The organism is Terribacillus sp. AE2B 122 (assembly GCF_902497585.1).
GTDB lineage: Bacteria > Bacillota > Bacilli > Bacillales > Amphibacillaceae > Terribacillus > Terribacillus saccharophilus_A.
In genome coordinates this window covers 28,768-53,352 of sequence record NZ_LR700950.1, presented here as the reverse complement: position 1 = coordinate 53,352, position 24,585 = coordinate 28,768, and the positions used below count along the sequence as shown (strand labels likewise).

Sequence of the window (24,585 nt, the reverse complement as noted above, 5' to 3'; positions counted from 1 at the left end):
TTTCTTTTAAGAGGTGACAGACATGAAGACAACTATCAAATTTTGGGGCGGGCTGCGCACGATTGGCGGTAATATTGCAGAAGTAACTTATGGGAAGGATCGAATCATCTTTGATTTCGGACTTGTCTATAATCCTGCCAGCAGCATCATTGATACAAAAGAACGGAAACAAAGCTATGTATTGGATATGCTGAAATTAGGCGCAATCCCCGCCATTGATGGCATATACAGCAAAGAATCTTTAACAGGAGACAGTTTTTCTGCAGTAAAACCAGAACCGCTGGAAGACTCATCCTACCAAACAGTTGTATTCATCTCCCACCTTCATCTAGATCATATGGGCGCCATGGATACACTATCACCACAGATTCCTGTTTACATGACGGAAGACTCGAAGCAGCTTTATGATGCACTGGAACATGTCGGCGAAAGATTATCATTACATAAGGAAACAACCGGAATGTCATTTGGTCAAACTATCGTGGTAGGAGAAATACGCATTACACCTATTCCAGTAGATCACGATGTAATCGGCGCCGCCTCCTTCCTAATTGAAACACCTGACCTCACAATTGTGAACTCGGGTGACCTGCGCATGCATGGCTCACATCCAGAATACACAGAAGACTGGCTCACTTACATGGCCACAAAAAATATCGATGTATTGCTAATTGAAGGCACCACTTTCAATCCGGATAAAAAAGAAACAGATACAGCATGCAAGGAAGATGCAGATATTCTTAAAGTCGGAAAGGATACACTTGCCCAAAAGCAAGGTCTAGGGATATTCAATATCTACCACCGGAATATCGATCGAATTAACACTTTCCTTCAAATGGCCAAGTTAACAGGCAGAACACCGGTCTTAGAAGCACCGACAGCTTATCTGGCAGATCACTTCTTACATGATGTTCATTTCATGGTCTACTTGGGCGACAGCAGCAAACATGCCGTGATTACCGAGCAGCTGCTGACAAAATATAAAGCTGTAACTGCCTTTGATATCAATCAGAATCCAGCAGGATACCTGCTGCAGAATAGCTATCATTCTATTCAAAATTTACTTGATCTGGATTTGAAGGAAAGCATCTACCTGCATTCCAATGGCATGCCTTTAGGTTCATTCGATCCTGCTCACCAAACGATGCATGCACTGTTAGAGCGCTTCGGCGTTTCCTATCAATCTCTCAATGTATCAGGACATGCGAAGAATGAAGATATTCTTTATATTATCGATAGAATCAAACCTCGTGTGCTGGTTCCATGGCACAGCTATCATCCGGAGCTAATCAAGCCGCTTGATTCGAAGCAGGAGATTTATTATCCGAAGTTGTATGAGACATGGCAGCCTAATTCATTGAATATAGCCAAACTATAAAAAAAAGTCCGTCGATACTATCGGCGGACTTTTTTCTGTAAAGGCATAGTAAGCATTCTTCACTATTTATAATACGGAGCAAAGGTTTCGTTTACCGATACGATGGTTAGATATAATAGTAGACAGATACTGGCTTAAGGAGGGTTTCAAAATGAAAGATTCAAAACAGGTACTAAACGAACGGATCGGCTTAGGAACAGCCCCACTAGGAAACATGTTCCGCAACGTCCCCGAGGCAGAAGCTATAGAAACAATTCAAACCGCATGGGATCAAGGTATACGCTACTTTGATACTGCGCCGTTCTATGGTGCGGGCTTGGCGGAATTACGCTTAGGTAAGGTCCTATCCAAATATGATCGGGATGATTACGTAATTAGCACAAAAGTAGGCCGCTATCTTACGGATGAAGAGGAAGATAAGGAAGGCTTGTATGAAGAAGGACGAAAAAACAAAGTGATCACCGATTACACAGAAGAAGCTACGCGCCGCTCCATCAAACAGAGCTTGGAGCGTCTGCAGACGGATCGGATTGATTTTGTTTTTGTCCACGACCTTTCTCCAGATTTCCATGGAGACGAATGGATTGCAAAGTTTGATGAAGCGAGAAAAGGAGCTTTCCGCGTGTTGTCACGTCTACGCGATGAAGGTGTCATTAAGGGATGGGGACTTGGTGTCAATACGACAATTCCAATCGAAGTAGCCATGGAACTAGAGGAAACACAACCTGACTTATGCTTATCCGCAACACAATATACACTCTTACAGCATAAGAAAGCATTGCAGCGCATGCTGCCGACTGCACAGGAAAAAGGTGTCGGCATTGTTGTCGGTGGTGCCTTCAACTCAGGCGCCCTGCTCGGTGGTCCTTACTTTGACTACAAAGAAGCATCGGCAGAAATCAAAGAGCGAGTAAAACAATTCGAAGCAATCGCCCAGCACCACGATGTCAGCTTAAAAGCTGCGGCTCTTCAGTTCTCTACAGCTCATCCAGCGGTTGCAGCCGTTATTCCTGGTTCTACACGTCCTGAACGAATCAAAGAGGACCTAGCAGCCATGAAGGCGGAAATACCAAAAGCATTTTGGCAGGAATTGTTGGAGAAAGAACTGATTTCACCGGAAGCACCTCTTCCAAACTAAGATACAGGCAACTAACTGCAGCTATATATAAAAAGGCTAACTTCCTATGATAAGGAGTTAGCCTTTTTCTTAGTGCTGCTGATTGATATAAGCGTTTTTCCCCGCTCCCATACCAACAATCCAGAGCACTACAGCCACAGCAACCAACAATGCTAGCGGCACTGTCCAGCTTGACGTAACATCATGAATTAATCCAAATAATGTTGGCCCTACTGCGGCTAATAGATACCCGACAAACTGTGCCATACCTGATAATTCTGCGGATTCCTGAGCTGAGTGTGTCCTCAATACAAAAAACATTGTTGCGAGACTGAACACACCGCCTCCCGCTAATCCGAACAGCAAAACACTGATGACACTAATCCAGGTAATACCCGTCAACAACCCGGAGAAGCTCATAACGAAACACAAAGCTATGATGCTCACTATGCCCCTTTGTCCTGCAAGACGACCTGCTAGGATCGGGAGCAAAAATGAAGTCGGCAAGCTACAAAGCTGTGTGAGAGCTAAAAGCCAGCCAGCTGTTGATTCACTAAAGCCTTGATTTTGAAGTATTGTGGGCATCCAGGTAATCATGATGTAATACAATAGCGATTGCAATCCCATAAAACCTGTTACCTTCCAGGCGAGACCCGATGACCATAGTTTCTTTCCTTTCTTAGGAAGGGAAATGGATGATGTTGTTACTCTCTGGCGCAGCTGCGGTACCCAAGCGACCATCGTTACAAGCGTCAAAATTACCCAGACAGCGAGTGAGCCATGCCATCCACTGCCAAGACCGTTTGAAAGAGGAACACTAATTCCAGAAGCAAGCGCAGCCATCCCATTCATGGTCATTGCATAAGCTCCAGTCATCACGCCTACATTTTTAGGGAATTCCCGCTTGATCAAGCCTGGCAAAAGTACATTCCCCATGGCGATTCCGATTCCTGCTAAAGCCGTACCAACGAAAAGCATCCATACTGGTGAGAAAAACCGAAATATAAGTCCAACAGCTATGATAATCAGTCCGACAAACAAAGTTCTTTCAATACCTACACGCCTAGCAATTCTTGGCGCGACCAGCGCAAATACAGCAAATGCAATCAAAGGCAAAGTAGTCAGCATGCCTGTTGCAGCATTACCAATGCCTGTATCTGAACGAATATTGTCTATTAAAGGACTTAACCCTGTTATCGGAGCGCGTAAATTAGCACCGACAAGCAGAATGCTTAAGACTAACACAGCAATACCAATACGTGAGGCGTTTTGTCTTAATTGATTAGATTGTTCCATATGTCTTCTCCTTACTCTGTCCAGCAAGCTCGGAATCTTGAATTCCCAGCAAAGAAACACCTTTAGAGGTGCTTCCAACTCACTTACTTTATTTCCTCCAAAAAGTCGTACAGTCTGCCTTGTCTGTAATATTGAACTCTATCATTCTTTCTAATAATGAATAATCAACAGGTCCATCCCATTTGATACGAACCAGTTGCTTCGTATGATCATAGCCTGCCTGCACAATATCATCAGAAAAATGATCTATTCCCGCCTTTTCCGGAGCAACAGCCAAATGCTGTTTTGCGATGCTAAAGCCAATAATAAATGTACCGTGATCCGTAAACATCGGCTGATTCCAGGCTATTTTCTGCTCTAAGTTGGGATATTTCTCAGCTACCCAATTCAGAACTTCTTCCATTCGTTCTTGATGCTGCGGGTTGTCAATTTGAGCTAGATAATCTGCAAATACTTGCATTTGCTTACCCCCAAAATAAAGTTTTTATTCACTAGAATTATCGAAGAACTTAAGATTATATCCCTACTATAACCACAAGCCTAGAAAAAGAAAAGTTGATTAGGAATAGTTAGTGATATTATCACTCTTATTCTAGATGGTTAGACAACTACCAAATGAAGCTGCTTACTATACCAATCAAACTGCACACTGTACCTAACACCACTAACTTTCGCCCTTTTAGTTTGCTCTTCTTAATTTCAATATGAGCCATATACGCCATCACTAGTCCAAATCCACCTAAAGTTGCTCCATTACCAAGAATAATAACTCCTAAGATCGATTGGATTCCTATAATAAGAGAGAATTTAGCTGGAAACAATATTTCGGAATCTTTGTTTGACCTGTATATTTCTGAGTACTCAGCTTAGTCACCTCAACGCATACTTTTTCTGTTTTATAATTTCCATTATAAACATGAAAGGAATATTATTCCTTCAAACATGTTAAAATCAATGTTAATACTTACATTAATTTTAAAGGAAAATAGCTTAATGGAACTTTTATTAAGAAACTTAGCGAGCCTCATAATGCTTTTCTTAGAGAATTTGATCCCCTCAAAGAATGGAAAAAGATATAAAAAGAATATAAAATTGCTTCAGCGACAGGACTGGTTCCGTAAATTAGTAAAAGATTATAACCCTATTCTTTTAATGAATGTTTCTATAAGATCTAAAATTAACGAATATGACGATATCGACGATCTCCATAGATTTAGATCAGAATTAGAACAGCTCGTTAAAGCTGAGCTTGGGTAATATTTTATGATTTAAATCAAAAGAACACCCCTTCACAAGAGGTGTTCTCATACCGCCTATTAATTCGCTGATTCTTTTATTTCCGTTTCACTCAACGCCTTCCGATACACCGCAACATCATCCATCTGCCCGCCAAAGAACGCATCCGCAGCATACCTGCTTCGCCCTAGATAGTTTGTATTTCCAAGAATATCAGATGGGTTAGTCGTTATATTTTCATTTGTTCCTGCAAGCTCTCCATTCACGTACAGCTTTCCTGTATCTCCTTCAAGCGTCACGGCAAGATGCACCCATTCCCCTGTAGCTAATGCCTCATCAGTCGTGATATTCTGATCTACTCCATTATGAATTGTAAATCGCAGCTTGCCGCTGCCGTCAGATGGCGTGAAGAACATGTTCTTGCCGTTGCTTTCACCTATATCAAAGATTCTCTGCCATGCTACACCGCCTTGCCAGTTCACCCGGGCGGAAAATGTGAAATCCTCTGCATCTGCAACAAGAGTGGAAAGTTCCACGTACGCATCATTTCCATCCAACGCTAGCTTTCCATCCTCGGTTTGCACAGCATTTCCTTTCAATTGTGCTGGCAGATTGCTGCCGGAAGAATCGGCCGCTTCCTCACTACCTGGATCGCTGAAATTATATTGTGCTATTTCTGGCTCAGATGCCTGTTGCTTCACTGTCACTTGGAATGTTTTCGTTTCTTTCTTTTTTCCTGCTTGAATACTTGCGGTCAGCGTAACTTTGCCGTCTCCGCTTCCTGCCGCTGGCCGGTGTATCGTACCATCAGCCTCGATCACTTTTGGATTGGATGACGTCCATTTGATCGTGGATTCATGAGTCCCTTCTGTCGGCAGCTCTACATTCTGAAATAAATTATCGCTGTTTGAGATGCTCAGATCCTTCTTGACTGCTGCAACAACCTCTTTATCTTTCATGTCTTCCATTCGGTTGCCCCAGACTGCGACACCTTTGTCTGATAAAGCAGTGAATGTTGTATCATATTCTTCTGCCGCTTCGTCCCACTGTTTCAGGAAGAACCCATTATACTTCTCGCCATCAATTGTCAGGGTAATCTCATTATCTTTTCCGTACTTCCACTTTCCTTTTACAGCACCTTCGACTTTTCCATTCTCTTTCAGGGTGATTTGTTCAGAAGTTTTCACATCAGCAGAAATATCTTTTCCATGATTCACATACTGATAGTCACCAGCTATATCCTTGCGTTTAATCTTCGCTTCTTTCTCATTGGTATTGCGAGATGGAGCTACGACCGGCCAGCCGTTATCGTTCATATGCATCTGATGCACCCGCACCTCATGTTCCTCCCCGCGCTCTGGGAAACGAGAATGGAAGATTAAATAATGATTCTTCGTATCCTCATCATAAAAAGCAGTGTTATGTCCTGGTGAGACATAGCCAATACCCGGGTCCTCTCCTGGATCACCGACCTTCTTCTCGAACAAGTTGTTTCCAAGCAGCTTCACGCCATAAGGTTCAATTGACTTATCATCAAACAGAGGTAAATTCGGATCTGCTTTCACATCAATCATGTCATTCCCTTCTGCGTCGTAGAACGGACCATCTGGAGACTTAGAACGCGCCACACGAATATTGTAGCCGCCAACAGCATCCAGCCCACCGAATGATAGGAACATATAGTAATAATCTGTTTCTGGGCTGTACATCATTGCTGGCCCTTCAATCCGGCTATGGTTGCCACCCATCAGCTTCTTCCCATACCCCTGTCCTGGAAGCGGTTTGCCTGTCTCCTCATCCATTTCCATAATGAAAATACCGCCAGAGTAAGATCCATACACCATCCATAGCTTGCCATCCTCGTCATAGAACACATCAGGATCCACCACATTCGGATGCTTTGTCGCATCATAAATCGTACCGTCCTCGCTAGGCTCATCCCACATACCTGACTTCAGGATAATCCCCGTATCCTCATAAGGTCCTTCAATATTATCCGCCACTGCCACACCCATTGCAGAACGTGGTGAATCCCCTTTACACGCATTGTAGTACATATAAAACTTCCCATCCGCCAGTTGAATTACATCTGCCGCCCAGAGAGTATCCGTCTGTGCCCATTCAAGTGTCTCCTTGAGTTCTTCCGTTACATTAGGAATGAGTTTATTTCCATCACGTACACCCGAGTCGACCATTTTCCATTTCATAAGGTCGTTCGTTTTTGCTGCAGCTAGGTGGGAACCGAACACATAGTACTGGTCGTCCACTTCAATGAAGGATGGATCATGAACAGAAGCATTCTCAAATACAGGTACCTTCTCTTTTTCGCCTTTATCCTTTGCCAGAGTATCCGCGCCTGGAATTGCAGGTATAAGTAATGCGACCGACAACATCGACGTTACGAGTATACGTTTGTTAGCTTTCATCTCTTTCCTCCTCAATATATGATAACGTTTTCATAATACTAGTTTAAGATTAGGAGGAATGGAGAAAGTTGTCAATAAGTATAAAATCCTTGTTTTATAGATAGATTCTTTATTATTGATATTGAAAATGGCATTAGAAAAGTATAGAAGCAGAACTTATACGTACAAATACCATTGTCAATAGATTAGTTGAAGATATTAGTCTATCTTAAACAAATCGCAAAATCAGAGATTTTATATGATTCAATAAGAATACGATATAATCAAATAAAAGGAGGATGGTGTTTATGGACGGAAATCCAGATAATATACAACTCATAAACGAATTAGACCTGTCGAAAACAGACGCTTGGGAAGAATTGCGTTCTGTTGCGGAAGGGATGACAGACGAAGATCGTAATGTGGCATGGTCAAATGGAGGAAACGAGCAAGCATTAAAATACCCCGTCTATAGTGAACGTATAAACAAAGCCACGAGTCTGCTATATACTGTCGGCGCAATAACTCCTTTATACAATTGGAGAAGTAACGGATTGCCAGACTACTCGTCAGATACAGAGTTAAGCGTTGCAGATGCGATTCAAGCTGCTACTTATATAGTGCGCAGTGAACGATTTGGGGATGGAGCCATAGCAAAAGCAGTCGAGATTGGTTTATTTGATAGTATTTTACATAGCTTGATCAAATGGTATGATGAGAAACGAAAGAGCCTCGATGCGTAATCGAGGTTCTTTTGTTTCATATAAGCAATCTCTTAACTGCTCCGCCGCTCCACAAGATTAATCCCCACTCCCATAGCCACGACACCAATCAACAACATATACAACAGAGACATCATGACATCCTGCAAACCAGCACCATAGAACACAACCGACATAATCGCTTCCATTGCATGTGCCAGCGGGAACAGATCCGCAATAAACAGTAGCACAGGATTCGTAATCGTTCCCGGCATCATATAAGCTCCGCTGACAAGCGGAATTAGCGGGATGACGGATGGATAAATGGCATAAAACTGCTCCGGCGTCCTGACAAATCCGGTAATCAACATGGCAATACTGATCATGCCAAAAGTAAAGCACGCTGCAATGAGAATGATCAGCCACAGACTATCTCCGACATCATAACGCAAGACATACTTAAACACGATTAGCACGATAACTATTTGAAGCATCGTAATCAGAAAACTATACAACAAATAACCACTGTACATACCAGTTTTCTTCATTGGCGATAAAATCATCCGATCCCAAATACCAGCAACCTTATCTTGTGTCACATTGTTAACCTTGAATCCAAGGATGAACATCGAGATCAAGAATGTGAAGGAAAATAGCAGCTGTGTACGGATGTTGTACGTAGGAATCTGTTCGCTATCCAACCCTTGCGCTTCCAGCTGAAATGGTGCATCGTCTAGGTAGCTCTCCATTTCATCCCGGACATCTTCTCCCACTTGTGATTCAACCGCATTGATTTGTGCTTCTTGCTGAAAAGCCTTATCAACATATCGTTCTACAGAAGAAACGGTCGGCATATTTTTGGAGACCAGCAATCGGTAATCATCCTCCATGACCTTTACTGCTACATCGATATTGCCTTTCTTTATGTCTTCACGCGCTTCTTCCGGTTCCACTATTTCAAATGTGAAGGAGTCATCTGTATTTAACAATGCTTCCCACTTATCTTCTATTTCTGCAGCATTGGCTTCTTCACTGAAAATCCCAACTGTTGTCGCGGACTGAATGCCGCCGCCAAATAAAATGGCAGCTACAATACTTCCCGCAATCAACAATAGAACGAGCAGCGGATTTCGTTTGTCCTTTGAGAATTGCACCCATAATACATTTTTCATTGTGCTCTCCCCCTTTTCGGAAACAAAGCTAAGCCAATGAAAGTGAATAATAAGAAATAACCGATCATGAACATGCTTGGCTGGACGATGGATGACAGATTCTCAAATTGTACCCACTCTGTCAGTATGGACAGAAATAAACCGTTTGGAGTCCATCCTCCAATTTGCTGCAGCCATTCAGGCAGCATATAAATGGGAACAAATCCTCCTCCTAGCGTACCGAACAGCAAAGTAAAGAACATAAAAATTCCATTTGCCGCATCAACACTATTCATTCGCAATAACATTGCCGTATAAATTGCCGCTAAACCCGACAGCACCAAAGCGAGCAAGACTACCATCACGAAGACCCCACCCCAAAAGGCTATCGAACGATCCGGAAATACATCCATAAGAAAGTGGGATACAAGTAATACAAATATAATTTGCAGTACAACCAGACAAATCGTGGAAACCATTTTACCAATTAAAAACCGCATTGGATGGCTATTCGCTAATAATATTCGGTTGAATACTTGGTCCCTGATCTCCACTCCTGTCTTCATCGCTACCGTCGCAACGACGAATAAGGCAAATAATCCCCCTAAAGCTATCGTAAAATACTGAGTCATCGTGAAGTCGTGCGCGGTGCCTATATCCTCTAAACCACCTTCAGGAAGATCCGCCTCTATTTCTGCACCACCCGTTACTTCCTGCATTGCAAATTGATAATTTAATTGCTCAATAAATCCTTGTATAAACTGTTGTAGAGCACTGCTATCTGTCGTCTCTTCTTCTATTTTATAAATCAATGATGTAGTTGGAGGTTCGCCTGCGAAGCTCGCATATAAACTATCCGCGGTATATCCCTGTGGGATGACTAGCATACCATCCAGTTCGCCCTCTTTGACTTTCTCGGCTGCTGCCTTTTCCTCCAGATGATGAACCGTCACCCATTCCTTTACATCGTCACTTTCCAGATAATCCGATAGCAGTTGAACAGGCTGTATCTCCCCTGCAGCTTCCAAGATAGCATTTGCCTCCTGCTCTTCAAAGGCAGCATCACGAACCAATCTTTCCTTCAGCTGCTCCATTGCTTCCGTCTCATTATCCTGATTGACCACGGCTAACTGTAAATCCATTGATACTTCATCACCACTATCAAATAACCCAGCAAAAGCGAAATTCAACACGATAACCAAAATAATAGGAAGCAACAGGACCGTGAGCAGCTCTTTCCAGTCCCGTAAAAATATCAACAAATCTTTCTTGATGAAACTTCGCATCACGACACCCCTTTAATCTCTCAGCGTACGTCCGGTTAAGTGAAGGAATACATCTTCCAAGCTAGGCGTTTCTGTTTGGAAATGAAGCAATTGGATTTGATGCTGTTCTGTAAGATGAACCAATTTGCTGATTAAGTTGCTGCCTTTTGCGGCTATAATCTTCAGTTGCAATTCCGTTACTTCAGTTTTATGAACTCCTTCAATTGTCTTTACTTGCTCTACAAAGGCTTCATCCAGCTTGTTTAACTCCACCTTTATCTTATTCTCGGTCGACAATATACTGAGTAATTCATCTTTTGTTCCTGCTGCAATGACCTTGCCGTGATCCATAATGTATAATCTATCGCAAAGCTGCTCTACTTCTTCCATGTAATGACTCGTATAAAGAATTGTCGTTCCATCTGTCTGATTCAACGCCCGTACAGCTTCCAGGATATGATTTCTCGATTGCGGATCGATACCGACTGTCGGTTCATCCAATATTAAAATCTTCGGGCGATGCAATAACGCCGCCGCTATATTAAGCCTGCGTTTCATCCCGCCGGAATAGGTCTTAACCAAATCCTTTTTTCGATCATCCAACCCGACAAACTCCAAAGCCTGCTGAATAGCTTTCTCCAGTTCTTTGCCCCTCAATTTATAAATCGATCCAAAAAACTTAAGGTTCTCATAAGCGGACAGCTCCTGATACAGCGCCAATTCCTGTGGCACAACACCGGAAACGCTTCTGATTTCCCCCGGTTTAGCAATCGCGTTCACACCGTTCATGGTTATTCTTCCGCTCGTCGGCTTGATCAAAGTGGAAATCATGGAAATTGTAGTTGATTTCCCGGCTCCATTTGGACCGAGCAATCCGACTGATTCTCCATCTGCCAAGTACAAGTTGAGATCCTGAACAACTTTCTTTCCTTTGAAGGACTTGCTTAAGTTGATGGTTTCCAGCACGTTTTTTCCTCCTTTATGTTGTTACTTGCATCATAAATTAAAAAAACCAAAGCCACTACTGACTATGGTCATTCTGCGATTGGACACTTATTACTTTCGTCACTTTTTTATACGAGGCGATGACGTATTGCATAAATGGCTAATTGTGTCCGATCTCTTAATTCCAATTTATCTAAAATGTGACTCGTTTGATTTTTCACAGTCCCAACCGATAATCCTAGTCGTTCGGCCACTTCCTTATTATTCAATCCTTCTCCTATACACTTCAATATTGCTCTTTCCCTCGGGGTCAATGTCGAGTCGATTTGCCTTTCTTCCTGGTTTTGCAGTAAAATCGGCATCACTTTCGAAGCAACCTGATCCTCTAAGGATAAGCCGCCGCTCAATGCGCTTTTAATGGAGCGAATGAGAGATGCTGTATCCCCGTTTTTCAGCATATAACCGCTGACTCCTAGCCTTAAGGCACTCAATACATATTCATTATCGTCAAATGTAGTCAGCATGAGGATCTTGATATGAGGGAACCGCGAGCGGAGGATTTTCGCTGCTTCAATGCCATCCATCACAGGCATGCGGATATCCAAAATGGCCACATCGAAAAGCTGCTTCTCACATAAGCTGACTGCTTCCTTCCCATTGTCAGCTTCCCCAGTCACGCGAATCTTGTCATCCGTTTCAATCATCATCTTTAAGCCTTGGCGAACCATCACTTGATCTTCTGCCAGCAAAATTTTAATCATCGGAACCGCCCCAGTCTGCTAATCTTATCGTGCCTCTCACCAAAAAGCGGTGCGTCTCATAATCGATCTCAAGCGTTCCGCCCACTTTCTCTAAGCGCTCCCGCATCGCCTTCAACCCGTACCCTTCTTGAAAGTAACGATCATGCGTCGCAGCATTGATCACCTCAAACCGAAAAATACTGCCTCCAGGAGCTTCGAATATGACTTGCGCCTCTCTTGAAGAACTATGCTTCATAATATTCGTCAATGCCTCCTGTACAGCACGAAAGATTGCAAATGACTGCTCACCCGTCAAAGGAGCCGCAAACGCACCATGCTTTACAGAAAAATTGATCTTCATAAAACTCTCTATCTCTAATTTCCGAATAAGTCGGATCACACCCTGCAAACCGCCCACTTCATTTTGCTTGAATGACCGCACCGCCTGCCGCGTCTCCTCCAAGCTCTGTTCAGCCAGCTCTTTCAGCTTCCCGACCATCTCCTTGTCCTTCTCAGCCGCCGTTAAACGAAAAGCCTCAAACTGAAAGAGCAATGCAGTCAGCTTATGCCCGACCGAATCATGAATCTCATGCCCAATGAGCATCCGTTCATCCTGCCTCGCCTGCTGCTCCTCCACAAGAAGCTGTCTTTTCATCTTACGGTATTCTTCAAGTAAGGCCTCATTGCTTAATCGAGCCTCTTTTTCTCTGTTATGTATAACTTGATGATAAAGCAAGGCGACTACTAGTAAAAGGTAATATAATGCACACCATACTAATTGAGTAATGGTGGGTGTGGATAATATTAAAATCACTGCAGCACTCGCAATTTGAACAGCAATTACTATTAAACTTTTAGTACGTGAAAGATAAAAGACTGCTTCTGCCATAATTAAGGATTGTATGAGAACTGGATATGGGCTTAAATCGTTGCTTATAGGATAGAAGATGAAGATTGTCAATAGAGCTTGTGCACAGAATAATAGGGTTTGTATCAGTGGTTTTTCTTTAAAGAGCGGAACAATAAATAACAGGACTAGAAAAACACCCACACCTGTTAGTCGCCCTGCATTTAGATTCGGGGCATATTCCCAATATGCTAAAGTCCAAACAACACAGTGAATAGAAAGCCAAATAAAATATGTTTTTTTCAAATATAGGCCCTCCTTTCTTTTCCTCGAAAAAAAAGCACCATACTCATAAATAATAAGTATGGTGCTTCTCTGTGTGTATTGTATATACGCTAAGATTAAATCCATAGCAAGTTTGTTATTCCGTTAACCGGTAAGACTTATTCCACCGTAACACTCTTAGCCAAGTTACGCGGCTTATCAACATCCGCACCACGCTGAACTGCTGCATAATAAGCAAGCAATTGAAGCGGTACGACACTTGCAAGTGGTGTTAATAGCTCATGCACTGCTGGGATGACGAAGGCGTCTTCGTCATGCTCTAGGCCTTTCATGCTGATGAGCAATGTGTTGGCACCGCGTGCGTTTACTTCCTGTACGTTACCACGGATGGAGTGGTTCAGGGAGCTTTGTGTAGCTAGTGCGATGACTGGTGTGCCTTCTTCGATCAAGGCGATTGTGCCATGTTTCAGTTCTCCTCCAGCGAAGCCTTCTGCTTGGATGTAGGAGATTTCTTTTAGTTTCAGTGATCCTTCGACGCAGACGAAGTAATCGACGCCGCGGCCGATGAAGAATGCGTTGCGGGATTCACTTAGATAGCTTTGTGCTAGTGTTTCGAATGTTTCTTTTTGATCTGTCAGTACTTCCATTGCGTTCGCAACAATCGCAAGCTCCTGAAGCGGGTTAAAATCAAGTGTGATTTCTTTGCCTTTTGCTGCATCTACTGCTAGCAATAGCATAACTGCCATCTGTGCTGTATATGCTTTAGTAGAGGCTACCGCGATTTCTGGGCCAGCGTAAAGCGGCAATGTGAAGTCTGCTTCACGAGAAAGGGTGGATCCTGGCACGTTCGTGATTGTAAGTGCTGGGTGTCCGAGTTCTTTGATTTTCACCAATACGGCTCTGCTGTCGGCAGTTTCACCAGATTGGGAAAGGAATATGAATAATGGCTTCTCAGATAGAAGCGGCATATTATATGCGAATTCACTCGCGATATGCACTTCAACCGGAATCTTAGCCAGGTTTTCAATGAATTGTTTACCGACTAGTCCAGCGTTGTAGCTTGTTCCCGCTGCTACGATGTAAATACGGTCTGCATTTACCATCGCGTTACGAATAGCAGGTTCCATTTTAATTTGTTCCGCATCATCCTGGTAGTGCTGGATGATTTTACGGATAACGAATGGCTGCTCATCTGTTTCTTTCAGCATGAAGTGATCATATGTGCCTTTTTCCGTATCGGATGCATCGATTTCCGTTTTGAAGCTATCGCGTTCTACTGTCGTGCCGTCAAGCAGCTGGATTTCCACGCTGTCACGGCGAACGATAACGATTTCTTTGTCACGGATCTCTTTGTACGTATCTGTTTCGCGAAGTGTTGCCATCGCGTCACTTGCTACGACGTTGAAGCCTTCGCCGATACCTACAAGCAATGGGCTTTTGTTTTTCGCCACAAAGATTGTTTCTTTATCGTCTTTATCGATCATTGCAAGGGCATAAGAACCAGTAAGCAAGCTAACCGCTTTACGGAATGCTGCTGCTGTATCCTGCGTCTCTTCATACATTTTCTCTACAAGCTGTACAACGATTTCTGTATCGGTATCACTTTTTAATGTTACGTCAGAAAGATACGCTTTACGGATGTCGACATAGTTCTCGATTACACCGTTATGCACAATCGTAAATTTGCCAGAAGCGCTTTGGTGCGGGTGCGCGTTGTCTTCGTTCGGTGCACCGTGTGTCGCCCAGCGAGTATGGCCAATTCCCATTGTGGATGAAACGTTGTGATCTACTTTTTCACGCAATGCAGCAATGCGGCCTTTTACTTTGAAAAGGTTCACACCTTGCTCGTTTTCAATTGCGATACCAGCTGAATCGTATCCGCGATACTCCAGCTTCTCTAATCCGTTAAGCAATACTTCCTTTGTATCATTCTGTCCAATATATCCTACAATTCCACACATGTCGTTGTTGTCCTCCTCAAGACTTGGAAGGGGCAAACGAACGGCCTGCGCTAAGCATGGGGCAGTTGTTTGCCCCTTTCTCGTTTTATCTATTTTTCACATCTTGTTTTGTCCTTATCCAGAGAGTCGCCTCTCTGCTTTCGGTTCTAAAACATGACGACTGAGATGTGTGCAATCGGGAGGCATCCGCCGAATGGTTCGATAAACCTCCACCTCGTCAACTTACCCCACCGCTCGGGATAAGTCCTGGCGCTTTTATGTTGTTGTAACCTCTATCCTCACTTTCCTGCATGAATGACTAACCTCTTCATTCTACATGAAGGAAATCCAGTTGGTCAATTCTTTCTTGCATGTAAATAAAGTATGCGCAGGGAGCATGTTCTGTTCCCTACGCATACGTTGATTTTATTTTGTTCCTAGTACCTGTTCGATGACAGCTACTACTTTGTCTGCATGTTTCTTGCAGTCTTCCTTCGTCGGTGCTTCCACCATTACCCGTACAAGTGACTCAGTACCAGATGGTCGTACAAGGACGCGCCCTTGATCTCCAAGCTCCTGCTCGACTTCTGCGATGGAGTCCAGGATTTGCTGGTTCACAAGTGCTTCCTGCTTATCTGTTACCGGCACATTTATTAGGATCTGCGGGAAGATCTCGACTTCGCTCGCAAGCTCGGATAGCTTCTTGCCGGTTTCTTTCATAACATTGATCAACTGCAGTGCTGCAAGCATGCCATCACCAGTTGTCATATAATCCAAGAAGATGATGTGACCAGATTGCTCTCCACCAAGATTAAAGTCACCTCGGCGCATTTCTTCCATCACGTATCTGTCACCAACAGCTGTCTTGTTGCTCTTGATATTATGCTTATCCAATGCACGGTAGAAGCCGATATTGCTCATGACTGTGGATACGACCGTGTTATGACGCAAACGTCCGTGATCGTTAAGGAATTTAGCACAAATGTACATGATCTTGTCACCGTCAACAATTTGTCCTTTTTCATCAATAGCGATTAATCTATCGCCATCACCATCAAAGGCAAGTCCGACATCTGCTTCTTTTTCCAGAAGGAAATCACGCAATGTTTCTGGATGCGTGGAGCCGACGTTTTTATTGATGTTCAAACCATCAGGCGATGTACCGATTGAGGAGATATCCGCTTCCAGATCCGCAAACAAGTGTGTTGCAATGGAAGAAGTCGCTCCATGGGCACAGTCGATCGCAATGTGAAGTCCTTCGAAGTCATTGTCGATTGTCTGCTTCAAATATTGAATATATTTCTGACCGCCTTCGAAATAGTCATTAATTTGACCTAGATCAGCTCCGGATGGTCGAGGCAGTTCGTCTGTCTCTGCATCAATCAGCTGCTCAATTTCGTTCTCCTGCTCATCAGAAAGCTTGAAACCGTCTGGACCGAAGAACTTGATTCCGTTATCCTGCACAGGATTGTGAGACGCAGAAATCATAACACCTGCAGCTGCTCCCATATTCTTTGTAAGATAAGCAACACCTGGTGTACTAACGACACCAACACGCATCACCTCAGCTCCGATGGACAGAAGTCCTGCAACAAGCGCTCCTTCAAGCATTTCACCGGAAATACGTGTATCTCTGCCGATCATCACTTTCGGTCTTTCTTCACTTGTCTTTGTCAGCACATAGCCGCCATATCTGCCTAACTTGAAGGCAAGCTCCGGGGTGAGCTCCTCATTCGCAATCCCCCTGACGCCGTCCGTTCCAAAATATTTTCCCATTGTTACCTCTCCTTCACATGGCTCACAGTCACTGTGTCTGTGTATCTGTATTCGTATCTTCCTCTTCTTCACTCGTTGCATTATCTGCGGTCTGAACAGTTATTGTGGCTTCCTCTTGGCTCGGGGTAAGCTCGATATTCTGAGGTCCTGATACGTCAAGCTGAACCGTCTGCTCCCCTTCTTCCAAGCTGCTTCCATCAATCGTTGCCGTAATGTCGTCTGCCGATAGGCCTTCGATTTCACTCTGCGCTCCACTTACTGTTACATCGATCTGCTCATTCTGCGGATCTGTAATGGTCGCTTCCTGATCATCAGGCAAATCTTCGATTGTAACTGGAACGTTTTCGATTGTCGTCTCGCTCGTTTCATCCAGCTCAATATCGACTGATATCTGCTCATCACTTGCTGAGCGTACATTATCCGGCAGCTGCAAGTTCGCGTCTATCGTCTGGTTCTCTGTCACCTTGGACAAATCAATTTCTTCGGTACTGACCGAATCGATACCATCCAATGTATCCTGCGATGCATAGATAGTCACTTCTTGAATTTCTGGTGTAAGCGAAGCAACAGATACATCATCCGGCGCTTGCCCCTTTGTCTTCACTTCTATCGGGACTGTCTTGCTCGGATTGCTTACTTGTACCGAAACCTCGACTGTCTCCGGCTGTACATTCACACTCAGCTCATTGCCCTGGGCGTCATATACTTTCACTGGTGCTTCCCTGCTATCAATATCAGCATCAACATCTGTCAGATCCACATACGCACGCACACTGGAAATTTGATCGATGACCTCCTGTGTACTTACGATTGAAACCGTCTGAGGTTCCACTGTGGAGCTGTCTACTTGGAATCCTGCTGCCATTTGATCTTCATTGGTATAGCCTACGTCAACATTAAATTGCTGTGAAGCTTTTTCTTGGATTGTCACCTCAACAGATGCCGGCTGCATATATACTTGCAGGTTGTCCGAGACATTTTCGTAATGCAGCTTCACTGTGTGCGTTCCGGTATCAAGATCTGTCAGATCCACATAAGCTTCATAGTTCTTTTGCTGTATCGCTGCTGTTACATCACTTGCCGGTCCGACAAGCTGCATGGATACATACTCCGGTACGCCGCTGACGACATATTTAGAGTCATCGATCCGGATGCTGACAGGTGCATCAACCGTGTTCGTTTCATCCGAACTCGTAATCGGAACCTCGCCGGCACGGTTATCTACGTCCGATTCCGCACTCACATAGGCATAGAGAAGGACAGCAAACACAAGCGATACAACACGCAATGTCCATGGACTCTTCAGCCATTTATCCATTCTTACCCCTCCATCTTCTTGCCTTGGAACCGGAAGCTGGTACGCCTACTTCTCTATCGAGGATCTCTTTCAAGGCATCCGGCGTGATGTCACGGAACAATTCTCCGTTCTTCGTACAGGAAATCGATCCTGTCTCCTCCGAAACGATGATTGTCAGTGCATCCGTCACCTCACTGATTCCCATAGCTGCCCGGTGACGCGTCCCAAGTTCCTTAGAAATGAATGGACTCTCAGATAGCGGCAAATAGCAAGCTGCTGCCGCAATCTGGTTTTCTTTCAGAATGACAGCTCCGTCATGCAATGGTGTATTCGGGACAAAAATATTCGTGAGCAGTTCGAATGTCAAATGACCATTCACCGGAATTCCTGTCTCAATATAATCTCCCATACCTGTTTCGCGCTCGATTGTGATTAGCGCACCAATCCGCCGCTTCGCCATGTAATTACAGGACTTCACAATCGCTTCTATGTTCTTATTGGTCTGTTCTTCCTCCGATCGCACGTTTCGGGAGAAGAAGCTGCCTCGCCCGAGCTGCTCCAATGCACGCCTGATCTCCGGCTGGAACAAAACGACGATGGCTACGAATCCCCATGTAATCGCCTGCGAACTCAGGAAGGCGAGCATCGGGAAGTCGAGTATCTGCTCACTGCTCAAGAAAGCGATAATAACAACGATGAAGATCCCCTTCAACAGCTGAATTGCTTTCGTTCCCCTTATGAGCATTAAGACTTTGTAGAAAATGAACCATACTGCTGCAATGTCCACGATAATCCGCAGTATGGATAATATAGAAAGTTCACTTAATCCCCCAAACATGGATACACGTCCTTTTATATGAATAGCTCGAATTTCTTCGTACATTATAGCATAGTTCCCCTAAAGCAGTCGCTTACTAACAAGGAGAGTAATCTAACCTTACTGTCCCCTGTTATCTTAACGTAATACGGGCTTGTACCGCCAATGATTTAAGGGTAAAAAAAAAGAGCCCTTCAACAAGCAGCTCAACATACTCTTACATTAGAATGTAACCAATTCTTTTAGATGGTACCAAGCCCAGCCGAAAATCCGGTTAATTTCCTGATATTCGCCTGATATATTATCAACAGAAGCCATATTCACTTTAGTTCCAGGATCCTCGATGAGGTCGCCATTGATGATCGTGACATCACCATCCACTTGACCTCTGATATCCAAATCGCCATTTTCGACGACCAGGTCTCCTTTGACTGTGACACCTTCCGGTACGATTACGAGATCGTTCTCTACTATTAAACCCTCTTGCTTCGATACACTTACACTGCTATCACTATTCCAAGCAGATAATACGCTTGTGAACATGAATAGGAAGAATACCGCAGCAGCCGTGATGACAGGGTGCGCACGGAACCATCTCATATACCCGGCGCGCTTCTTTTCTTTCGGCAAATTCGCCATGACACTGGCGGTGAAGCCGGCCGGTGCACTCAACTCATAGGCAGCACCGCTAAGCAGGCTTTCTGTCTGTTTGAGCTCTCGGTAATGCTGGTTACAATCTGGGCATATTTTCAGGTGCTCTCGAAGCTGCTGTGCTTCTTCCTCTGAAGCATCTCCATCCAGATACAGATGCATAAGCGCAAGGCTTTCTTCGCAATTCATGTGTTACCCCCCTTTATACGTGGCGCAGTTTTTTCCGTAGTAGCTCTCTGCCACGGTGGATACGCGTCTTCACTGTCCCGAGCGGCAGGTCCAGGATTTCGCCAATCTCCGCTAATGATAAATCATCCAGGAACCGCAGTACGATAACACTGCGATACTTTGGCGGGAGGGACAATATTTCCTTATGGATATAACTCTGCAGCTCCATGCTCTCGACTTCTTCCTCAGGCAGTGCCTGGTCAGCCGCCAACTGAGAATACATATCCAATCCTTCTGTCCCCTTCACCTCGGCATCCAGATGAAAATCAGGCTTCTTCTTCCGCAGACGATCTATGCTTAAGTTCGTTGCAATCCGGTAAAGCCATGTGGAGAATTTTCGATTCTCGTCAAAAGAATGGATGTTGGTGTAAGCACGGATAAACGCCTCTTGGGCAATATCCTGCGCTTCGTGGCTATCTCCGACCATTCGGTATACGATATGGTACACCTTGTTCTGATAAAAGGAAACGATTTCCTCAAAGGCCGCATGATCACCCTTCTTGACGTTTTTTATATGATATTTTATGATGTTCTCCATGGAATCCTCCCGCCTAACTGCGGCTTCTTAGTAACGAATGACGTTCCGAAAAGGTTTCACTTTCACAAAAATATCTTTTCTCAAACCTTATAGTTTGCCAGCAACAGTTTTTTCTTACTTTTTATATTTTTTAGAGATATGACGTTTTAAATAAAAAAAGAAAGGGTACTCTTAACGACAAATAGTATATCAGATTATGGAGGTTAAAATGGTTACTTTAGACAATCTTTTGGAAAAAATCGAACAGACGCGCAACCACATGCTAAGCCTGTCCCGCCGTATGCCGCTTACATCCGATGCAGTCGTCACCGCAAGTGTGCAACTTGATGATCTATTGAACGAATACGAAAAACAAAGAAAAAATATGTAGCGCAATTAACAGCCTGTAAGGGAAGCTGTTAATTTTTTTTGCATAAAAAAAGTACGTACACGTGGTACGCACTTTCATTCAGTGACGATCTTCCGCCCAGGCACCTTGTTTCAGGAAGTATGCCTTCACATCGTTGTGAAAACCGACACTCGCTTCTAGAGAAAATGCATTTCCGCCAGCTCGTTTGTAGCAATCAGCAAACCAGGCAATCATCACCTGTTCATCCGCTTTTTCTACAGCATCCTCCTGCAGTTCACGAAAAGCTTCGAATGCATCGGTAGCTGTATCAGACAGCTGGAAATACGGGATCTCCTCTGCTACTTCTTCACTTCCTCCAGCGTATTTATCGCCCATTTCATCATAATAACGTTCATTGCCGTCTGCATCGAGTGCATAATACATGATTGTCAGTTCAAAGGCCATCGGCTCCTTGAACATGCGAAAAGCAATTTTCTCTACTTCCGGGAGGAACGGCAGCTGGAAAATCTGCTTCAATTCACTTATGACATCCTCCGAATGCTTCTCCAAGGAGACACTGACTGCCTCGGTATAATCTTGTATGGAAAACAAAATGTTAACCTCCTTCTTACTCTTGCTCTACTTTACCACACAGGACCGAAATCTCGCATCAAGCAAGCGTCTTACCCTTCGTTTCTTCCCCAAGCAGCCACACTGCTACTGCAGCAATAAGAACTGTTACACAGAATAGAAGGAAAACCGTACTGACAGATATCCCGAGCGTGCCGCGATAACCAATCAGCAATGGTCCCAGGATACCGCCGATCCTTCCTGCGGTTGCTGCGATCCCAGAGCCAGTTGCACGGATAGCAGTAGGATACTGTTCCGGAGTATAAGCATATAAAATACCGTAAGCCCCTAGATTGAAAAATGACAGCAGCATGCCGGCCGTCAGCAGCATACTTGCTGACTCTGCATTACCGAAAAGAACTGCACTGATGGCTGTACCGATAAGATAAATGATCAGAATCGGCTTCCTGCCCACCTTCTCAATCAGCCAAGCTGCAGAGAAATATCCTGGCAGCTGCGCGAGTGTCATAATCAATACATACTCGAAACTGCGGACCATATCGAATCCCTTCTCAACCATCACGCTCGGAAGCCACAGAAACATGCCATAATAGCTGAGCATAATACAGAACCAAACGATCCAAAGCATCGCACTGCGTTTAGCAAATCCTTTCGCAAGCAATTGACGAATACCAGCCATGACAGAAGTTTTTTGCTTCAGCTTTGTATAAGACGGTGAATCCGGCAGATTCTTACGAAGAAAGACTGCGAATAACGCAGGTATTGCTGTCAGCAAGAGAGCTACTCGCCAGCCGTAATCCGGAATGACGAAATAAGAAATAATCGCTGCTAGCAGCCAGCCGACTGCCCAGAAGCTCTCCAACAGCACGACCATGCGCCCCCGTCTTTCTGGCGCCACAGACTCCGATACTAATGTTGACGCAACCGGCAGCTCACCGCCCAGCCCTGCTCCGATAAAGAAGCGCAGCACAACAAAAATAAGGTAAGATGCAGCTAAAGCCGACAATCCGCTCGCAATAGAGAAAATCAAAATTGTGATCATAAAAACTGTCCGCCGGCCTACACGGTCGGCCATAATTCCAAACACAAATGCCCCCACAGCCATTCCGATGCTATTGATACTGCCTATCCAGCCTGCCTGCTGGGATGATAATCCCCAGTCCAATGTTAACGCCGTAATAATAAATGATAAAATACCAACATCCATTGCATCAAACAACCAACCTGTTCCGACAATACCGAGCAGCTTCCGCTCAGATATCGTTTTACCTGTTTTTTTATCTGCTACTGTTTTTTCCATTCCAGCACCTCTGCAAAAATGTATTATTTGACACATTAAGTTTACAGGTGTCTTGACACTTTGTAAATCTGTTACAGTGTTATTTTTACCAAAATATCAGCAACCATGAAAAAAGCTGCCTTATTCGGCAGCTTTTGCAGTTGATAATGAAGTTTTAGGTGCAGCAGCTTGATACCATTGCCAGCACAAGATAACAATTATAGTAAGATCAATCAAATCACCGCCATAATACATTAACATCGCCCCCTGCTGTGCATCTGCAGCTGCTATGCCCATAGGTGGGTTCGCGTATAAGTACTTCGATAGTATGCCGTGTCCTGCAAGGGCAAACACAAAAACAATCACCCGGTAAAGATAGCTTTTCCTGTACGGGACGGGATCTGTATACAGCATAGCCAGCGTGAACAAATAACCCGCTGCAAATATATGCAGATGAACAAGCATAGAAACGAAGGATGACTGATGCATGTAATGAAATAGATGCGTTGTATAAAGAAGCCATAGCCCTCCGATATTTAATACGGCTGCAGTGATTGGATGAATTAGGAAACGGGCATACCCGCTGCGAAAAATCCGAGAGACAGCTCTCCCTCCCGATTGCGGAAGTGCACGCAGGAGCAAGGTGACAGGCTGTGATAAAACGAGCAGCAAGGGCGCGAGCATCCCGAGCAGCAGATGCCCGATCATATGATAAACAAAGCTATGATGCGCATGCATAGCTATTGGTCCAGCTACAGCTTGAAGACCTATGACAATACCGCTTACAAATAGCAGCAACTTGCGCAGCGGCCAGGCTTTGAAGCGCTTCGCAGAAGTTCTCATTGCCAGCAGATAAAATAGTATACAGAAGAAGGCAAAATAAAGAGCAAGTTTATCAACGTGCATGCTCTTTTCTCCTTGAAAGACGGATACACCAGATTCCCGCCGCAATTAACAGCACAGCGATACCATTCCATATCAGATCGTAATAGAAGACATCCACTCCGTAACGAATCTGATGTATGCGGAACAATTTATGCTGTATCAAGCCATCGTACAGCTGGAAAATGCCGCTTCCGAGCATAACAGCACCGCCCCATCTAAGCGGAATTAGATCGCTGCGTCTGCGAAGATCAGCAAAAAGGAACAAACCTCCAACCGTTGCAAACCAACTCAGCGCATGGAAGAAACCATCGGATACAAGCCCCCAAGTTGAAGAAGATAAATCGTAAAAATGATGCCAATGCAAAAGCTGATGAAAGACAGCTTCATCAATAAAAGCAACCAAACCGACACCGAACAAAAATCCAGACAAGATATTCATGCGTTTATATGTATGCCTATCCTTCATTCGTATCCTCCTACCAAAAGACTTTTATCTAAACTGTTTCCCGATAGGGCTCAGAATAAACAAAAAAGGCATAGGAGATTTACTCCTATGCCTAAAAAATTAAAAAAAGCCGTCCAAATGGACGACTTTCATATGAGTGGAGCCTAGCGGGATCGAACCGCTGACCTCCTGCGTGCAAGGCAGGCGCTCTCCCAGCTGAGCTAAGGCCCCATATGGAGCGGAAGACGGGATTTGAACCCGCGACCCCCACCTTGGCAAGGTGGTGTTCTACCACTGAACTACTTCCGCTCAGCAGTAAAGTAATGATGATGCGGGTGGAGGGACTTGAACCCCCACGCCGAAGCACTAGATCCTAAGTCTAGCGTGTCTGCCAATTCCACCACACCCGCGTAATAGAAACAGTTACTGGAACTGATCTATAAA

22 protein-coding genes and 3 tRNA genes are annotated in these 24,585 nt (G+C 44.3%); 4 read left to right on the top strand and 21 right to left on the bottom strand.

Annotated elements, in window-relative coordinates; translation table 11 throughout:
* Nucleotides 1-22: 22 nt before the first annotated feature.
* Both AE2B122_RS17200 and AE2B122_RS17195 read left to right on the top strand, forming a co-directional pair.
* Nucleotides 23-1,378, top strand: a complete 1,356-nt coding sequence (locus AE2B122_RS17200; RefSeq protein WP_175074856.1) for an MBL fold metallo-hydrolase — start codon at nt 23-25, stop codon at nt 1,376-1,378.
* Between the two features lie 151 nt (nt 1,379-1,529).
* Entirely contained in the window at nt 1,530-2,516 is a 987-nt protein-coding gene (locus AE2B122_RS17195; protein ID WP_175074855.1) for an aldo/keto reductase, read from the top strand.
* 69 nt (nt 2,517-2,585) lie between these two features.
* Here the strand turns inward: AE2B122_RS17195 and AE2B122_RS17190 are convergent, their stop codons facing one another.
* The 3 genes from AE2B122_RS17190 to AE2B122_RS17180 all read right to left on the bottom strand — a co-directional run bounded on the left by AE2B122_RS17190 (nt 2,586) and on the right by AE2B122_RS17180 (nt 7,453).
* Nucleotides 2,586-3,791, bottom strand: coding sequence for an MFS transporter (locus tag AE2B122_RS17190; protein ID WP_175074854.1), 1,206 nt, complete (start codon nt 3,789-3,791; stop codon nt 2,586-2,588).
* Between the two features lie 88 nt (nt 3,792-3,879).
* A complete protein-coding gene (locus AE2B122_RS17185; protein ID WP_175074853.1) occupies nt 3,880-4,251 on the bottom strand; it encodes an iron chaperone in 372 nt (123 codons plus the stop codon).
* Between the two features lie 856 nt (nt 4,252-5,107).
* Nucleotides 5,108-7,453, bottom strand: coding sequence for a family 43 glycosylhydrolase (locus AE2B122_RS17180; RefSeq protein WP_175074852.1), 2,346 nt, complete (start codon nt 7,451-7,453; stop codon nt 5,108-5,110).
* Nucleotides 7,454-7,740: 287 nt separating this feature from the next.
* Between AE2B122_RS17180 and AE2B122_RS17175 the strand changes: the two genes are divergently transcribed.
* Nucleotides 7,741-8,175 (top strand): DUF6508 domain-containing protein, encoded by a 435-nt coding sequence (locus AE2B122_RS17175; protein WP_175074851.1) that lies wholly within the window; start codon nt 7,741-7,743, stop codon nt 8,173-8,175.
* A 32-nt stretch (nt 8,176-8,207) separates the two neighbouring features.
* Here AE2B122_RS17175 and AE2B122_RS17170 read toward each other — a convergent pair whose 3' ends face one another.
* The 11 genes from AE2B122_RS17170 to sigW form a co-directional block, all read right to left on the bottom strand.
* Nucleotides 8,208-9,305, bottom strand: a complete 1,098-nt coding sequence (locus tag AE2B122_RS17170) for an ABC transporter permease (protein ID WP_175074850.1) — start codon at nt 9,303-9,305, stop codon at nt 8,208-8,210.
* Nucleotides 9,302-10,570 carry an ABC transporter permease gene (locus AE2B122_RS17165; RefSeq protein WP_175074849.1) on the bottom strand — a complete coding sequence of 423 codons (1,269 nt, stop codon included), beginning with the start codon at nt 10,568-10,570 and terminating at the stop codon, nt 9,302-9,304. Before AE2B122_RS17165 ends, AE2B122_RS17170 begins: the two co-directional genes overlap by 4 nt.
* A gap of 12 nt (nt 10,571-10,582) precedes the next feature.
* The gene (locus AE2B122_RS17160; RefSeq protein WP_095262798.1) at nt 10,583-11,515 is read right to left on the bottom strand and encodes an ABC transporter ATP-binding protein; all 933 of its coding nucleotides are present in this window, start codon (nt 11,513-11,515) and stop codon (nt 10,583-10,585) included.
* A gap of 107 nt (nt 11,516-11,622) precedes the next feature.
* On the bottom strand, nt 11,623-12,255 hold the full coding sequence (locus AE2B122_RS17155; RefSeq protein WP_095269985.1) for a response regulator transcription factor: 633 nt from the start codon (nt 12,253-12,255) through the stop codon (nt 11,623-11,625).
* Nucleotides 12,248-13,387: a sensor histidine kinase gene (locus tag AE2B122_RS17150; RefSeq protein ID WP_175074848.1), complete on the bottom strand. Its 1,140-nt coding sequence runs from the start codon at nt 13,385-13,387 to the stop codon at nt 12,248-12,250. Before AE2B122_RS17150 ends, AE2B122_RS17155 begins: the two co-directional genes overlap by 8 nt.
* 137 nt (nt 13,388-13,524) lie before the next feature.
* A complete protein-coding gene (glmS, locus tag AE2B122_RS17145; RefSeq protein ID WP_095220474.1) occupies nt 13,525-15,327 on the bottom strand; it encodes a glutamine--fructose-6-phosphate transaminase (isomerizing) in 1,803 nt (600 codons plus the stop codon).
* A 405-nt stretch (nt 15,328-15,732) separates the two neighbouring features.
* On the bottom strand, nt 15,733-17,082 hold the full coding sequence (glmM, locus tag AE2B122_RS17140) for a phosphoglucosamine mutase (protein ID WP_175074847.1): 1,350 nt from the start codon (nt 17,080-17,082) through the stop codon (nt 15,733-15,735).
* A 28-nt stretch (nt 17,083-17,110) separates the two neighbouring features.
* A complete protein-coding gene (locus tag AE2B122_RS17135; RefSeq protein ID WP_175074846.1) occupies nt 17,111-18,400 on the bottom strand; it encodes a YbbR-like domain-containing protein in 1,290 nt (429 codons plus the stop codon).
* Nucleotides 18,393-19,217: a diadenylate cyclase CdaA gene (gene cdaA, locus AE2B122_RS17130; protein ID WP_038565321.1), complete on the bottom strand. Its 825-nt coding sequence runs from the start codon at nt 19,215-19,217 to the stop codon at nt 18,393-18,395. The genes AE2B122_RS17135 and cdaA overlap by 8 nt, the downstream gene beginning before the upstream one ends.
* Nucleotides 19,218-19,418: 201 nt before the next feature.
* Nucleotides 19,419-20,036 (bottom strand): anti-sigma factor, encoded by a 618-nt coding sequence (locus AE2B122_RS17125; protein ID WP_095220471.1) that lies wholly within the window; start codon nt 20,034-20,036, stop codon nt 19,419-19,421.
* 13 nt (nt 20,037-20,049) lie between these two features.
* Nucleotides 20,050-20,613, bottom strand: a complete 564-nt coding sequence (gene sigW / locus AE2B122_RS17120) for an RNA polymerase sigma factor SigW (protein WP_095220470.1) — start codon at nt 20,611-20,613, stop codon at nt 20,050-20,052.
* A gap of 208 nt (nt 20,614-20,821) precedes the next feature.
* On the opposite strand from sigW, the gene AE2B122_RS17115 reads away from it, so the two are divergent.
* Entirely contained in the window at nt 20,822-20,983 is a 162-nt protein-coding gene (locus AE2B122_RS17115) for an aspartyl-phosphate phosphatase Spo0E family protein (protein ID WP_095220469.1), read from the top strand.
* Nucleotides 20,984-21,061: 78 nt separating this feature from the next.
* Here AE2B122_RS17115 and AE2B122_RS17110 read toward each other — a convergent pair whose 3' ends face one another.
* The 7 genes from AE2B122_RS17110 to AE2B122_RS17080 all read right to left on the bottom strand — a co-directional run bounded on the left by AE2B122_RS17110 (nt 21,062) and on the right by AE2B122_RS17080 (nt 24,551).
* Nucleotides 21,062-21,553 (bottom strand): hypothetical protein, encoded by a 492-nt coding sequence (locus AE2B122_RS17110; RefSeq protein WP_095220468.1) that lies wholly within the window; start codon nt 21,551-21,553, stop codon nt 21,062-21,064.
* Nucleotides 21,554-21,611: 58 nt separating this feature from the next.
* On the bottom strand, nt 21,612-22,832 hold the full coding sequence (locus tag AE2B122_RS17105) for an MFS transporter (RefSeq protein WP_095220467.1): 1,221 nt from the start codon (nt 22,830-22,832) through the stop codon (nt 21,612-21,614).
* 120 nt (nt 22,833-22,952) lie between these two features.
* A complete protein-coding gene (locus tag AE2B122_RS17100) occupies nt 22,953-23,717 on the bottom strand; it encodes a cytochrome c oxidase assembly protein (RefSeq protein ID WP_175074845.1) in 765 nt (254 codons plus the stop codon).
* Complete coding sequence (locus AE2B122_RS17095) at nt 23,707-24,162, bottom strand: DUF2243 domain-containing protein (protein ID WP_175074844.1); 456 nt, start codon at nt 24,160-24,162, stop codon at nt 23,707-23,709. Before AE2B122_RS17095 ends, AE2B122_RS17100 begins: the two co-directional genes overlap by 11 nt.
* A 137-nt stretch (nt 24,163-24,299) precedes the next feature.
* A tRNA-Ala gene (locus AE2B122_RS17090) sits at nt 24,300-24,372 on the bottom strand.
* A gap of 3 nt (nt 24,373-24,375) precedes the next feature.
* Nucleotides 24,376-24,450, bottom strand: a tRNA-Gly gene (locus AE2B122_RS17085).
* A 21-nt stretch (nt 24,451-24,471) separates the two neighbouring features.
* Nucleotides 24,472-24,551 (bottom strand) — tRNA-Leu (locus AE2B122_RS17080).
* Nucleotides 24,552-24,585: the final 34 nt, after the last annotated feature.

What these genes read in the sequence shown, in the direction of transcription:
- AE2B122_RS17125 (WP_095220471.1), bottom strand. Translation starts at nt 20,036, where the DNA reads ATGAATTGCGAAGAAAGCCTTGCGCTTATGCATCTGTATCTGGATGGA.
- AE2B122_RS17165 (WP_175074849.1), bottom strand. Translation starts at nt 10,570, where the DNA reads ATGCGAAGTTTCATCAAGAAAGATTTGTTGATATTTTTACGGGACTGG.
- AE2B122_RS17195 (WP_175074855.1), top strand. Translation starts at nt 1,530, where the DNA reads ATGAAAGATTCAAAACAGGTACTAAACGAACGGATCGGCTTAGGAACA.
- AE2B122_RS17185 (WP_175074853.1), bottom strand. Translation starts at nt 4,251, where the DNA reads ATGCAAGTATTTGCAGATTATCTAGCTCAAATTGACAACCCGCAGCAT.
- AE2B122_RS17105 (WP_095220467.1), bottom strand. Translation starts at nt 22,832, where the DNA reads ATGGAAAAAACAGTAGCAGATAAAAAAACAGGTAAAACGATATCTGAG.
- AE2B122_RS17175 (WP_175074851.1), top strand. Translation starts at nt 7,741, where the DNA reads ATGGACGGAAATCCAGATAATATACAACTCATAAACGAATTAGACCTG.
- AE2B122_RS17135 (WP_175074846.1), bottom strand. Translation starts at nt 18,400, where the DNA reads ATGGATAAATGGCTGAAGAGTCCATGGACATTGCGTGTTGTATCGCTT.
- AE2B122_RS17115 (WP_095220469.1), top strand. Translation starts at nt 20,822, where the DNA reads ATGGTTACTTTAGACAATCTTTTGGAAAAAATCGAACAGACGCGCAAC.
- sigW (WP_095220470.1), bottom strand. Translation starts at nt 20,613, where the DNA reads ATGGAGAACATCATAAAATATCATATAAAAAACGTCAAGAAGGGTGAT.
- AE2B122_RS17095 (WP_175074844.1), bottom strand. Translation starts at nt 24,162, where the DNA reads ATGAAGGATAGGCATACATATAAACGCATGAATATCTTGTCTGGATTT.
- AE2B122_RS17155 (WP_095269985.1), bottom strand. Translation starts at nt 12,255, where the DNA reads ATGATTAAAATTTTGCTGGCAGAAGATCAAGTGATGGTTCGCCAAGGC.
- AE2B122_RS17200 (WP_175074856.1), top strand. Translation starts at nt 23, where the DNA reads ATGAAGACAACTATCAAATTTTGGGGCGGGCTGCGCACGATTGGCGGT.
- cdaA (WP_038565321.1), bottom strand. Translation starts at nt 19,217, where the DNA reads ATGTTTGGGGGATTAAGTGAACTTTCTATATTATCCATACTGCGGATT.
- AE2B122_RS17170 (WP_175074850.1), bottom strand. Translation starts at nt 9,305, where the DNA reads ATGAAAAATGTATTATGGGTGCAATTCTCAAAGGACAAACGAAATCCG.
- AE2B122_RS17180 (WP_175074852.1), bottom strand. Translation starts at nt 7,453, where the DNA reads ATGAAAGCTAACAAACGTATACTCGTAACGTCGATGTTGTCGGTCGCA.
- AE2B122_RS17100 (WP_175074845.1), bottom strand. Translation starts at nt 23,717, where the DNA reads ATGCACGTTGATAAACTTGCTCTTTATTTTGCCTTCTTCTGTATACTA.
- glmM (WP_175074847.1), bottom strand. Translation starts at nt 17,082, where the DNA reads ATGGGAAAATATTTTGGAACGGACGGCGTCAGGGGGATTGCGAATGAG.
- AE2B122_RS17190 (WP_175074854.1), bottom strand. Translation starts at nt 3,791, where the DNA reads ATGGAACAATCTAATCAATTAAGACAAAACGCCTCACGTATTGGTATT.
- glmS (WP_095220474.1), bottom strand. Translation starts at nt 15,327, where the DNA reads ATGTGTGGAATTGTAGGATATATTGGACAGAATGATACAAAGGAAGTA.